This is a genomic window from Pseudoalteromonas sp. CH_XMU1449-3 (genome assembly GCF_037027245.1).
Taxonomy (GTDB): Bacteria; Pseudomonadota; Gammaproteobacteria; order Enterobacterales; family Alteromonadaceae; genus Pseudoalteromonas; species Pseudoalteromonas shioyasakiensis.
In genome coordinates this window covers 143,681-156,645 of record NZ_JAYMDY010000005.1, presented here as the reverse complement: position 1 = coordinate 156,645, position 12,965 = coordinate 143,681, and the positions used below count along the sequence as shown (strand labels likewise).

General features: G+C 42.7%; 10 protein-coding genes. 2 read left to right on the top strand and 8 right to left on the bottom strand.

What is annotated here, in order from left to right:
- Positions 1–62 precede the first annotated feature (62 nt).
- Positions 63–983 carry a histone deacetylase family protein gene (locus WA256_RS08425; protein WP_062566451.1) on the top strand — a complete coding sequence of 307 codons (921 nt, stop codon included), beginning with the start codon at positions 63–65 and terminating at the stop codon, positions 981–983.
- Here the strand turns inward: WA256_RS08425 and WA256_RS08420 are convergent.
- Positions 980–1,273, bottom strand: a complete 294-nt coding sequence (locus WA256_RS08420; RefSeq protein ID WP_335990499.1) for a hypothetical protein — start codon at positions 1,271–1,273, stop codon at positions 980–982. The genes WA256_RS08425 and WA256_RS08420 overlap by 4 nt on opposite strands.
- Before the next feature lie 78 nt (positions 1,274–1,351).
- Here WA256_RS08420 and WA256_RS08415 point away from each other — a divergent pair, with 78 nt between their 5' ends.
- A complete protein-coding gene (locus tag WA256_RS08415) occupies positions 1,352–3,856 on the top strand; it encodes an EAL domain-containing protein (protein ID WP_335990497.1) in 2,505 nt (834 codons plus the stop codon).
- On the opposite strand, the gene WA256_RS08410 is transcribed toward WA256_RS08415, so the two are convergent.
- The 7 genes from WA256_RS08410 to dusB form a co-directional block, all read right to left on the bottom strand.
- Positions 3,853–4,662, bottom strand: a complete 810-nt coding sequence (locus tag WA256_RS08410; protein WP_054560988.1) for a DUF2797 domain-containing protein — start codon at positions 4,660–4,662, stop codon at positions 3,853–3,855. The two genes, WA256_RS08415 and WA256_RS08410, sit on opposite strands and share 4 nt — an antisense overlap.
- 46 nt (positions 4,663–4,708) lie before the next feature.
- Complete coding sequence (locus WA256_RS08405) at positions 4,709–7,207, bottom strand: EAL domain-containing protein (RefSeq protein WP_335990496.1); 2,499 nt, start codon at positions 7,205–7,207, stop codon at positions 4,709–4,711.
- 94 nt (positions 7,208–7,301) lie between these two features.
- Complete coding sequence (gene purD / locus WA256_RS08400) at positions 7,302–8,588, bottom strand: phosphoribosylamine--glycine ligase (RefSeq protein WP_335990493.1); 1,287 nt, start codon at positions 8,586–8,588, stop codon at positions 7,302–7,304.
- A gap of 15 nt (positions 8,589–8,603) precedes the next feature.
- Positions 8,604–9,425, bottom strand: coding sequence for a class I SAM-dependent methyltransferase (locus WA256_RS08395; protein ID WP_335990491.1), 822 nt, complete (start codon positions 9,423–9,425; stop codon positions 8,604–8,606).
- Positions 9,426–9,527: 102 nt separating this feature from the next.
- Entirely contained in the window at positions 9,528–11,114 is a 1,587-nt protein-coding gene (purH, locus tag WA256_RS08390; protein ID WP_335990489.1) for a bifunctional phosphoribosylaminoimidazolecarboxamide formyltransferase/IMP cyclohydrolase, read from the bottom strand.
- A 492-nt stretch (positions 11,115–11,606) separates the two neighbouring features.
- Entirely contained in the window at positions 11,607–11,897 is a 291-nt protein-coding gene (gene fis, locus WA256_RS08385; protein ID WP_002957804.1) for a DNA-binding transcriptional regulator Fis, read from the bottom strand.
- A gap of 21 nt (positions 11,898–11,918) precedes the next feature.
- Positions 11,919–12,890 carry a tRNA dihydrouridine synthase DusB gene (gene dusB / locus WA256_RS08380; RefSeq protein ID WP_054551040.1) on the bottom strand — a complete coding sequence of 324 codons (972 nt, stop codon included), beginning with the start codon at positions 12,888–12,890 and terminating at the stop codon, positions 11,919–11,921.
- Positions 12,891–12,965 lie beyond the last annotated feature (75 nt).

Below are 12,965 nucleotides of genomic sequence, written 5' to 3'. Positions count from 1 at the left end.
GTCGCAAAGCCACCATTAGGTGGCTTTGTTATACTGGGGGAAAATAATTCAAGGAGCGTATTATGAGAACGGCAGTTATCTCACATCCATTTTGTCGTAAACATAAAATGATTGAGGATCACCCCGAATGCCCCGCGCGTTTAGATGTGATCACCGACCGCTTGCTAGCAAGTGGTGTTGATATAGCAATTACTCACTTACAAGCTCCTAAAGCCAGCCGCGACGACTTTTTACTTGCTCATGATGAACCTTTGGTAAGCCATGTAGAGCAAACAATTCCCGATGAAGGGCTTGCTGAATTAGACGGCGACACTTGGTTGTGCCCAGATTCAATGAAAGCAATTGAACGAGCCGTTGGTGCTGGATTACTCGCCGTTGATGAAATCCTTGCTGATAAACTGGATGCCGCATTTTGCTCGGTTAGACCACCAGGGCATCATGCAAACCGTAGCACCTCTGCAGGGTTTTGCGTTTTTAATAACCTAGCCATTGCCGTGAAATACGCGCAAAGCAAAGGTGTTAAACGTATCGCTATTTTGGACTTTGATGTACACCACGGTAATGGCACGCAAGATATCTTTTTAGATGATGACAATGTGTTGTTTTGCTCTTTGTTTCAACACCCTTTTTACCCAAATACTGCGGTTGAAAATAACGCGACTTTAGTTAACTCACCGCTGCCAATTGCCAGTGATGGTAATGACTTAAAAGCTGTTTACCTTGAGCAGTGGCTACCAAAACTCAATGAATTTAAACCTGAACTGTTGTTTATTAGTGCAGGTTTTGATGCTCACCTCGAAGATGACATGGCAAGCCTGAAGTTTGTTGAAGACGATTACGCATGGCTAACCACGCAATTAGCTGAATTTTGTCAGCAGCAAGATTGCAAAGGGATTATCTCTTATCTTGAAGGGGGTTATGCTTTATCAGCCCTTGGCCGTAGTGCCGTTGCGCATATTAAAGCGCTGGTGGATGCGCCTTAATCTGCCAGCATCGCAAAGGCTTGCGTTGGTGTAAGCCGAGTAACCTTACTTAAACAGCATACTCCCTCTTGTGCTAGGTGCTCAGTCACTCTATTAGCTAGCTCTATATCAGTTAATGCTTTCACGCTTTCTCCTTGCAAGTTGACATACTGCCCTGTTGCCAAAAGTAGCATCGCTTCTTGTTGCTGCTCTTCACTCAAGCTATATACAAAGTTTTCTATATCGGCTTCGTCTTCAACTAATGCTAATTCATGGTCTGAAAAAATAATCTTAGGAAATGATGAGTGCATTTATTGTCCTGTGTCAAAGTTGCATAGGTTGAAATGATTATAATTGCCAATTCATGTAAGAACTAGGAAAGTCGACTTATGAATCAACCAAGACGACATCAAAAGGTGAGTGATGTCTTTTCGCAAAAGCTGGTATCGTGTCCTGCGCATACGCCTTTGGTCGATGCGGTAAGGTTGATGCATGTTCACAATGTGACGGCGATTTTTATCAAGCATGAGCAGTCTGTTGTTGGTATTTGGACTGAGGCTGATTGTTTGAAAATTGACATCAGCAGCCCGCTCTATAAGAACCTTGCCATTCACGAGGTCATGTCAGCACCTGTTATTACAGTGCCAAATCAATGCTCTGTCAGTGATGCAACCTTGCGTTTTCAACAACATGGCATTCGTCATTTATTGGTGATGGATAGCGAGAATCAGCCTGAAGGTATGTTGAACTTATCTGATATTGTGCATAACCAAGGTTTGGACCACTACTTACAATTTCGGCCTATTCATGAGCAGTATCGCACTGACCTAGAGATAGTTGATGCGCAAACCCCGATAGAAGAGGTTGTGCAACTGATGCGCGCAGGCCGCCTTGATAGTGTACTGGTTTATAACCGCGAGCTTGAACTGCACGGTATTATTACTCAGCGTGATATTGTTGAGCTGATCATTCAAACCGAGTGGCTAAATCCTTGTTGGCAATATGCTAGCTACCCGTTAATTGAAATTGATTGTGAAAGCAGTTTATTTGATGCGTATCGTACTATGACAGAGCGTAATGTGCGTCATTTGGTGGTCAGAGATGATGAAATTTGCGGGGTGATTTCATTTGCTGATTTGATCACAGAGATTGAGTCAGCTTATTGCTGCGAGCTTGAGCGTGCTATTGAGCAGCGTGATATTGCCTTGCAAAAATCACAACGTAACTTGTTTTTAGCAAATAAAATTATTGATGCCTCACTTGATGGCATTATGTTAACCCGTAAAGACGGCACTATTATTCAAGTTAACCCTGCTTTTACTAAACTGACCGGCTTTGCTGAGCATGAGGTAATCGGTAAGCGTCCCAATATTTTAAGCTCTACAAAACATAGCCGTTCGTTTTATCAAAAAATGTGGCATGCCATTGAATACGAAGGGGTCTGGCAAGGGGAGATCTGCAATTGCAAAAAAGATGGTGAAGAGTTTGTAGAGTGGCTCACCATTATCCAAATTAAAGACCCTAACTTTGATGAAGTACTTTATGCGGCAATTTTTAGCGACATTACAGAGCGTAAACGTGCAGAAGAAAAAATTGCCCAGCTTGCCTATTACGATGAGCTAACCGGCCTGCCTAATCGACGCTTATTTCATGACAGACTCTCTATTGCACTGAGTTCTGCCAAACGAAACCATGATCTATTAGCGGTGATGTTTATCGACTTAGACCGCTTCAAAGAGGTTAACGACAGCTTAGGGCATGACGCTGGTGATAACTTATTGCAGCAAGTGGCAGAGCGTATTTTATCAATTCTACCTGAAGGGGATACTCTTGCGCGCTTAGGTGGCGATGAGTTTGTTTTATTATGCGAAGTAAATCGGGTTGAAACACTGCTCAACTTTGCCGAACAAGTATTGCAGCAAGTGAGTATGCCGCTTGCTATTAACGAGCATGTGGTTGCAATTACAGCTTCTATTGGCGCTGCAGTTTACCCTGATGATGGCGTAGATAGTGCTACACTGCTTAAGCATGCAGATATTGCTATGTACCGTGCTAAAGAAGTGGGGCGTAATTCATTTCAATTATTCAAACCTGCGATGAATGCACGCTCTCTAGAGCGATTGGCAATGATGAGCCGATTACAAAACGCTATCGAAAGCGATGAGTTTGAGCTTTATTTCCAACCTAAGCAGGAGTTAAATTCAGGCAAAATTTTAGGGGTAGAGGCTCTCTTACGTTGGCATGAGCCAAACCTTGGGGTGATATCACCCGCTAAATTTATTCCCCTTGCTGAAGAACTAGGCCTAATTGTGAAACTTGATTTATGGGTCATCGAGCAAGCTTGTAAAGAGTTAGAAAAATGGCAGCAACAAGGCATTGAGGCAGGGCGCTTAGCAATTAATATTTCGGCAAATCACTTACGTCAGGGGCAACTAGCATCGAATGTTGAGCGCTTACTTGAGCGTTACGATGTAGACCCATACAAGCTTGAAGTAGAGCTTACTGAAAGCTGTTTTATCAGCCACTTTAGTGAAGCTAAACAAGAGTTACTCGCGCTTAAAAAGCTAGGTGTGCATATTACGTTAGATGACTTTGGCACGGGCTATTCGGCTTTAAGTTACTTAACTAAACTGCCAATTGATACGTTAAAAATAGATGCCAGCTTTATCGCAAAAGTGCCAGATGAATACGGAAATAGTGAAATTGTTACGGCGATTATTAGCCTTGCGAAAAGCTTGAGTATTCATGTTGTCGCAGAAGGGGTAGAGAAGGTAGAGCAGTTAAATTACTTACGTTCACTTAACTGCGATACCATTCAAGGCTATTACTTTTGCCGCCCAATAGCGAAGCAGCAATGGTATGATTTTTATCTCAATACCGAAAAAAGAGCCTAAGCTAGGCTAATTTCGTAAGAAGTGAACTTACGAATATTAATGACGCCAGTATCAAAAATTAAGTACTGGCCTTTAATGCCTTTTAAAATGCCCGATACTTCTGGTGCTTTATCAAAATTGAAAGAACTGATTTTGCTTGGGTATTCACTTACTGGGTAGTCTAGTTCAACTACATCTTCATCGAGCTTTTCAATGGCTGTTGCGCCAAATAGCTCTGCAAGTTCACTTAACTTAGCATCAATTTGTGGGATCAACTCTGCAGCAGCAGCTTTTAAATCAATCGCTTCAGATTGACCTTTTAGCATGTTTCGCCAATTGGTTTTATCAGCAATAAATTCGGCTAAGGCAACCTCAACTAAACCCGATTGAAGACGGGTTTGTACTTTGAAGATAGGCAAAGCTTGCGTCGCACCTTGGTCAATCCAGCGTGTAGGAATTTGAGTATGGCGGGTAATACCTACTTTTAGGCCTGAAGTGTTGGCTAAATACACGTAATGCGGGATCATGCAGTTTTCTTCACCCCACTGTGGCTCACGACAGGTGCCCTTATCAAAGTGGCACGTTTCAGGTTTCATGATACACATGTCACAACTAGCCAGTTTGCGCATACACACAAAACAGTGGCCTTGAGAGTAGCTTTTCTTGGTTTTTTTACCACAGTTACAGCAAAAAATATTGCCTGTGAAAGTCAGCGTGAGCGGCTTACCAATATAGTCATTTAATGAAACTAGCTCATCACCGATAGGTAGTTGATATTCGACAGGAGAGGTCAGTGTCGACTTTAATTTTCTGATCGTACCTTGCATCTTTACATGGCCCCTAAAGATGTTAAAAAGGGCAGTGTAACACGGCCTATTTAAATTGTGAGGCAATAAAGCTTAGATACTCATTAATCGGTACCGCTTTGCTGTAATAATAGCCTTGCCCTTGATCTGCGCCCATCTTGATCAGCATTTTTTCTGTTTCTTGGTCTTCAATGCCTTCGATGGTGATGTTCATATCAAGGTTATGGGCCATATCAATGGCGGTTTTTACCACTACCTGGTTGGTGGTGTTATTCACTAAATCAAGAATAAAGCTCTTATCGACTTTAATCGTGCTAAATGAATAATTTACCAAGTAGTTTAACGACGAGTAACCAGTACCAAAATCATCGAGTACCACCTTGCTACCGAGTTTATTGAGTTCGCTGATAAAGCTGACCATTTCATCATGGTTTTTGATAAGCGCAAACTCAGTTAACTCAAACTTTAACTGATCCGCAGTTATGCCATGTTTCAAAATGGTGTTTTCGACCTTTTCGACAAGCTTAGGGATAGCTAGATTCTTGGCACTTAAATTAACGCTAATGGTATGCTCGCGATAGCCTTGTCGATTTAGCAGGGCAGCAGCTAGGCAAGCCTGATCAATCACCCATAAGCTCAACTCGTTAATTAAACCAGTACGTTCAGCCAATAAAATGAGTTGCTCAATGTCCAGGTATTTACCCGCTGTAGGCCAGCGTAACAATGCCTCTGCGCCACAGATAGCACCGCTGCGTAAATTGATAATGGGCTGTAAGTAAATGGCTAAGGTATTGCTTCGCATTGCTTGTTGTAACTCAGCGGCAAGGCTGACATCCATATCGATATGCGGTGTGTTAAAGTCGATGTTTTGCTGCTTTTGTGACAACCCTAAGTAGCCACGTTGTAGCCAAATATCAAAGCCATCATCACTCACTGGCTCAGTAATGCTATAGCGGTAGTAAAGCTGCAGGTCTAAGCCTGCCACTTTATATTGCTTAGGCAGCTGTTTGCATAAGTTGCTAAGTTCTTGGTTTAGCTCTGCTTGCGATTGAATTTTGGTAGAAATAAAAGCCAGTACACCATTGCCTAAGTCAGCTACTTTTGGACTGTTATCTAACGCTGACTCTAAATTAATAAATTGCCTATTCTTATTAATTTGATGCTCTAAAGATTGAGCCACAGTGATAATTATTTGGCTGCTTTGGCTTGGCTTTAGAATGCTCATTAGGGCATTAAATTGCTCTATTTTCACTAAACAAAGATTAGCGAGTCTTTGCTCCGAGGTAATCGCCATATAGGCTTGTTTGAGCATTGCTTGGTTGAGTAGTTCAGTTTGTTGGGTATGGGTTGCATGATAAAGCGCTTTTTCACGTTGATAACGAACGCGATCTGCCAACGCCATTGCCATGAGCACAATCTCACAGAGAATGGCGACTAAAAATATGTGCCTAACTGCAAAGCTGTAGGGAATAAAGCCAGTTAATTCTAACGGCTGAATTGCCGCGCCTACAATCAATGGCACCCACGACATGACATAAAATTTTGCCCACCGAAAACCACTCACCAACTTTTTGTAAATCATGCAAATACATAGAATGTATAGCGGCACCATGATGGCAAAAAAGATTTTTGAAGAATGGTATTCCAGCATAAAAAAGCTGATAAGACTGAGGCTGAACAGCAGAGCTAAAAAGCTGATACTGAGCTTGTATAGGCGGCAATTGTCTTTATGGTAGCGTAAGAACATAGTGCAAAACGCGACGGTGAAAAATGCAATCGCGTAGTTACTGAACACCACTTGCTCATTAAAAAAGATTTGCCACGATAACGGCCATAAGTAAAAACCAAAGCCGAGCACTGAGCCCATAAGTAACAGTGCTGAGATGATGTAGCCTATATAAATAAGGTAGACGCGGTCACGGATCCCTAAAAATAATACCAAGTTATACAGGGCAGCCATGATCAGCACACCTATGAAGATCCCCCAAATTCCTGATTGCGAACGTAGTAAATCTTGAAACTCTTTTTCACCATAAATATTAATAGGTGTTTTGCTAATACCCACCGTATCTATTTTTATTATGAGGGATGTTTGCTCATAGCCCTGCATTGTAAGCATGCTGTGTGGTGTACTGTACTGAAACAAACTAAGACCAGATACTTTATCACCCAACTCGGTTGTATCTATAAGCTGCCCCTTATCATCAACATGATAAACGCTAAGGTAATCAACCATAGGGTTGTCAAAGTGAATCGCCAGCTCCACAGGCTTTGCTTGGCGGTTTTCTAAATCAAGCTTTAACCAATAATCTTGCGCCGCTAAATCCCACTCAACATCTTTAAAAGGGCGTTGTTTAAGTTTGTCTGGTTCAGCTAAAAACTGCTCGAGAGTCAGCGCTTTACTACTATCTATTCGATAAGCTGTATTACTGTAGATGGGGGCTGTTTTATCTATGGTGTAGCGGGTAGGGCTGGCTAAATGTGCAGCTAGGGTAGCAATGATAAAAAACAAAATTGTCAGAATAAGAAATGAAACAAAGTTATATTTCAGTGCTTTATTATTCAAAATTAGTTCTTTATCTAGGTAAATGTTCTTAACAGTGTAGCATTAAAAAAGCGCAGATAAACTGCGCTTTTTTCAGAATTAGACTGGTTTGACCTTAATTCTGTTCGCGAGCAATTGCACGGTAAGCGATATCAGTACGATATTCCATGCCTTCCCAGCTGATTTGTTCAACCAGTTTATAAGCACGTTGTTGCGCTTCGGTTACTGTGTTGCCAAGTGCCGTAGCACAAAGCACACGACCGCCAGCAGTTACAACGTTTTCGCCATCTTGCTTAGTACCTGCGTGGAATACTTTCTCACCTTCAGGGTAAGTAACTTGCAAGCCGCTGATTGCATCACCTTTCGGGTAGCTATCTGGGTAGCCTTTAGCTGCTAATACAACACCGACTGCTGCACGTGGGTCGAACTCGATTGCTGTTTTATCTAGTTCTTCACGGTTAGCCGCTTCGATAAGTTCAACAAGGTCAGACTTAAGACGAAGCATCATAGGTTGTGTTTCAGGGTCGCCAAAACGACAGTTGTATTCGATTACTTTTGGCGTACCATCAGCGGTGATCATTAAACCTGCGTATAAGAAACCTGTGTAAGGGTGGCCTTCTTTTGCCATACCTTCAACCGTTGGGTTGATCACTTCGTTCATAATACGTTGGTGAATTTCATCAGTCACCACTGGAGCCGGTGAGTATGCACCCATGCCACCAGTGTTTGGACCTTGGTCACCGTTGTAAGCGCGTTTGTGGTCTTGGCTAGTTGCGAATGGCAGTACGTTCTTACCATCAACCATCACGATGAAAGAAGCTTCTTCACCTTCTAAGAACTCTTCGATAACCACGCGGCTACCCGCTTCACCGAAGCTGTTGCCTGCAAGCATATCGCGGATAGCTTCTTCAGCTTCAAGCTCTGTCATCGCAACGATAACGCCTTTACCAGCTGCTAAGCCATCAGCTTTAACAACAATTGGCGCACCTTTTTCTTTTAGGTAAGCAAGTGCAGGGTCGATTTGTTCAAACGTTTGGTAATCAGCTGTTGGAATGTCGTGACGTGCTAAGAAGTCTTTAGTGAATGACTTAGAGCCTTCTAGCTGTGCAGCACCTGCTGTTGGGCCAAAGATAGCTAGACCGTTTTCACGGAAAGTATCAACGACACCTAAAACAAGCGGTACTTCTGGACCAACAATAGTTAACTCAACGTGGTTTTCTTTAGCAAAAGTAACTAAACCTGCTAGGTCTTCAACGTTGATAGCAACGTTTTCAAGTTTTGGCTCTAGTGCAGTACCTGCGTTACCTGGAGCAACGAAAACGGTGTTTACTTTAGTATTTTGTGCAGCCTTAAACGCAAGAGCGTGTTCGCGGCCGCCACTGCCGATGACAAGTACATTCATGGCGTATAATCCTATTTATAGCGGTTTTTTAAACTTCAGCGTCATACGATCACTCTCACCAATCGCTTTGTATTTAGCAGCGTCTTTTTCGTCAAGTGCTAAACGCGGTGGTAGTGTCCACACCCCTTTAGGGTGATCCGCTGTATCAAGAGGGTTTGCATTAATGTCACTGCTTGCCACTAGTTCAAAGCCAGCTTGCTTTGCAATTTCAATTACATAGCTTTGCTTCATATAACCTGATGATTTCTGATCTTCATCGCTGCGCGCTTCAGGTAGGCGGTGTTCAACCACACCTAAAGTGCCGCCTGGTTTAAGTGCTTTATAAAATGCTTTAAACGCACTTAACGCGCCTTCTTTATCTTTACCCATGTACCAGTTGTGTACATTTCTAAATGTTAAGACAAGATCTGCGCTACCCGCTGGTGCAATATCAAGATGTGTTACTGGCGCAAATTCAGTTAGTTTAACTTCACTGAAGCGTGCGTCATCGCTCATCTTTTTCTTAAAACCAGCTAATGAACGTTGGTAATAACCCACGTCAGAATCAGCAGGGAAATGTGCCGCGTAGTAAACACCATGGCCTTTTACAGCTGGCGCAAGGATTTCACTGTACCAACCACCGCCAGGTGCAATTTCAACAACTGTCATGTTTGGCTTAAAGCCAAAGAACTCAAGTGTCTCAACTGGATGGCGATATTTATCACGTGCGCTATTTTTAGCATCACGTTCGCTTGATTGCACAGCTTGTGTAAGCGCTGATTCATGAGAATGGCTTAAAGCCTGTGCTGATGTCAGTGCAAGGCTGGCAACGAGTAACGATTTTACGGCAAATTTCATCATCTGTTCCTTCATTATATGGGTAATTATTATTATTAATCAGAATACGTGAATTTGTGGCAAACAAAAAGGGTTAAGCTATTCGCTTAACCCTTTATGTGATTAGTGGCGGAAATGGCGCATACCTGTAAATACCATTGCCATACCAGCTTCGTCAGCTGCAGCGATAACTTCTTCATCGCGCATTGAACCACCTGGTTGAATAACAGCGGTGATGCCAGCTTCTGCAGCTGCATCAATACCGTCACGGAATGGGAAGAATGCATCCGATGCCATAACTGAACCTTTTACTTCAAGGTTTTCGTCAGCAGCTTTGATACCAGCAATTTTCGCTGAGTAAACGCGGCTCATTTGACCTGCACCTACACCGATAGTCATACCGTCACGTGCATAAACAATTGCGTTAGACTTAACGAATTTAGCTACCTTCCAGCAGAATAATAAATCTTTTAATTCTTGCTCAGTTGGTTGACGCTTAGATACAACTTTAAGGTCGCCTTGTGTAACCATGCCTAGGTCGCGGTCTTGAACTAGAATACCGCCATTAACACGCTTGATGTCGTGACCTGTTGCATTACCCGTCCATTCACCACATTCTAATAAACGTACGTTTTGCTTAGCAGATACGATTTGTGCAGCTGCTTCAGATACTTTAGGTGCAATGATAACTTCAACGAATTGACGAGCAACAATTGCTTCAGCTGTGTCTGCATCAAGCTCTTTGTTGAATGCGATGATGCCACCAAATGCTGATGTAGGGTCAGTTTTGAATGCACGATCATAGGCTTCAAGAATGTTGTCACCAATTGACACACCACAAGGGTTCGCATGTTTTACGATAACACACGCTGGTACGTCGAATTCTTTTACACACTCTAATGCTGCGTCAGTATCAGCAATGTTGTTGTAAGAAAGTGCTTTACCTTGCAATTGAAGCGCAGTCGCAACAGATGCTTCAGTTAAGTCGTTTTCAACATAAAAAGCAGCGTCTTGGTGTGAGTTCTCACCGTAGCGCATATCTTGCTTCTTAGTGAACTGCATGTTGATAGTGCGTGGGAACTTAGTCTCTTCAGCAGCTTCCTCTGTGTAGTCAGGAACCATTTTGCCGAAGTAGTTTGCAATCATGCCATCGTACTGAGCTGTGTGCTCGTAAGCAGCAATAGCTAGATCAAAACGTGTTTTATACGTTGTTGAACCGTTGTTGCTTTGCATTTCGCTGATCACACGGTCGTAATCTTTTGCATTTACCACGATAGTCACGTCTTTATGGTTTTTCGCCGCAGCGCGAACCATAGTTGGACCACCGATATCAATGTTTTCAATCGCATCTTCTAGGCTGCAGTCTTCTTTCGCAACAGTGTTTGCGAAGGGGTATAAGTTAACTACAACGATATCGATAGCAGAGATGTTATTCTCGCTCATTACGTCTTCATCTTGACCGCGACGCGCTAGGATGCCGCCGTGAATTTTTGGATGAAGTGTTTTTACGCGACCATCCATGATCTCAGGGTGACCAGTATGGTCAGATACTTCAGTGACTTTGATGCCGTTATCAGCAAGTAATTTGCAAGTACCGCCAGTTGATAAAATATCCACGCCTTGTGCTTCAAGAGCGCGAGCAAATTCAACGATACCGGTTTTATCTGACACACTTAATAGTGCGCGACGAATTGGACGATGTGTATCCATTGTAGTTTTGATTACCTCAATGTTTGAGCTAGCTTAGAAAGGCGGTATTTTAACTGAATCTGCTTTAAAAAACGACGTTTAAAGCGTGAGGATTTTGCATAGTTTTTAACAGCTATAAAAAAAGCACCCTAAGGTGCTTTTTTCAAATAACTTATTACCAGTTACTATGAAGCTGTAAGCAATTATAACGATGGCTCGTAAAACTGATTACGGATTCAGATATACCCAAGCCTCCTCAAGGTGCAGAATTCAGCGTTTCACAGGTGCTTAATATCAAGGCGTTACTTTGCAAGAATGGCAATCCCTTTTAAGAAGTAACAACGATGAGAGTGAGTGCCTGTGAAACGCCCAAAGGGTTGGTTTAAAAGCGATTTATACTGCGTTATTGATTTTAACAATAGAACCACTATTACTTGCAATCAATGCCTTGCCTAAATCGCTTTTAATTCCAACTGAAACTTGCACCTTGAGGTGGTTTGGGTATAACCAGTATTAGTTCATGCCGTACTTTTTAAGTTTCTTACGTAAAGTACCACGGTTGATACCTAGTAAGATTGCAGCACGAGTTTGGTTACCACGCGTGTACGTCATTACTTCTTCAAGTAATGGTGCTTCTAGCTCAGAAAGAACAAGGTCGTATACGTCTTGTACGTCTTGACCATTAAGTTGCTTTAAGTAGTGATGAACAGCTTTTTTCACTGCATCACGCAACGGCTGTGGTTTCTCGTGTGACTGTACATGAGGGTTTGTGATAAATGGAGAAGTCACGTTTTGTTCGAACATCGTTATATGTCTCTTTCTTTCTTAGTTAGCTGCTAGTGTTTTAAAGTATTCTTCTAATGCGTCGACTTGTGCCTGTGGGTTATCTAACGCATTAAATACTCGCCTAAACTGACCGTCACTGTCATGGGTTTGCAAATACCAAGATACATGCTTTCGAGCGATACGCGCTCCCATTGGCTCCCCGTAAAACTGATGAAGATTGTCTAAATGCTCCATCAAAATGCTACGCACCTCTGCAATTTCAGGTGCTGGCAAATGTTCTCCAGTTCGCAAATAGTGGTCTATCTCCCTAAAAATCCAAGGGCGACCTTGGGCGGCTCGACCAATCATAATGGCATCTGCACCCGTATAATCCAAAACCTGCTTTGCTTTTTCTGGTGAAGTAATATCACCATTGGCAACGACAGGGATAGACACTGAACGTTTAATATCCCTAATTGTGGCGTACTCTGCTTCACCTTTATACATACATGCGCGCGTTCGCCCATGTACTGCCAGTGAAGCAATGCCATAACGTTCAGCTATTCTCGCAATCTCGACACCATTACGGTTATCCTGATCCCATCCGGTACGGATTTTTAAAGTTACAGGGACATCGACAGCATTAACAACGGCATCGAGTATCTCTTGTACTAATTCAGGAAACTGTAATAAGGCAGAGCCTGCGAGTTTCTTATTCACTTTTTTAGCTGGGCACCCCATATTGATATCTATGATCTGTGCACCATTGCTGACATTGAATTGTGCTGCCTGTGCCATAAGCTCAGGATCGGCTCCGGCGATTTGCACCGAACGAATTCCCGACTCACCGCTGTGATCCATACGGTTCATCGATTTTTCAGTTTTCCATACTTTCGGGTTTGACGAGAGCATTTCAGAAACAGCAAGGCCCGCACCTAAGCGACGGCAAAGTTGTCTAAAAGGTCTGTCTGTAATGCCTGCCATTGGCGCGACAATTACATTGTTCTCAAGTTGGTATGAACCGATACGCACTGTTATTCAATTGGCCTCTTTTCAAGGGGCGCTAAGTTTACGGCTTTTTTTACAAAAATCAAAGGCTATAAATTG

Excerpts from the sequence above, each read along its gene's own strand:
- WA256_RS08420 (WP_335990499.1), bottom strand. The coding sequence starts at position 1,273 with ATGCACTCATCATTTCCTAAGATTATTTTTTCAGACCATGAATTAGCA.
- WA256_RS08415 (WP_335990497.1), top strand. The coding sequence starts at position 1,352 with ATGAATCAACCAAGACGACATCAAAAGGTGAGTGATGTCTTTTCGCAA.
- WA256_RS08410 (WP_054560988.1), bottom strand. The coding sequence starts at position 4,662 with ATGCAAGGTACGATCAGAAAATTAAAGTCGACACTGACCTCTCCTGTC.
- purH (WP_335990489.1), bottom strand. The coding sequence starts at position 11,114 with ATGGATACACATCGTCCAATTCGTCGCGCACTATTAAGTGTGTCAGAT.
- fis (WP_002957804.1), bottom strand. The coding sequence starts at position 11,897 with ATGTTCGAACAAAACGTGACTTCTCCATTTATCACAAACCCTCATGTA.
- purD (WP_335990493.1), bottom strand. The coding sequence starts at position 8,588 with ATGAATGTACTTGTCATCGGCAGTGGCGGCCGCGAACACGCTCTTGCG.
- WA256_RS08425 (WP_062566451.1), top strand. The coding sequence starts at position 63 with ATGAGAACGGCAGTTATCTCACATCCATTTTGTCGTAAACATAAAATG.
- WA256_RS08395 (WP_335990491.1), bottom strand. The coding sequence starts at position 9,425 with ATGAAATTTGCCGTAAAATCGTTACTCGTTGCCAGCCTTGCACTGACA.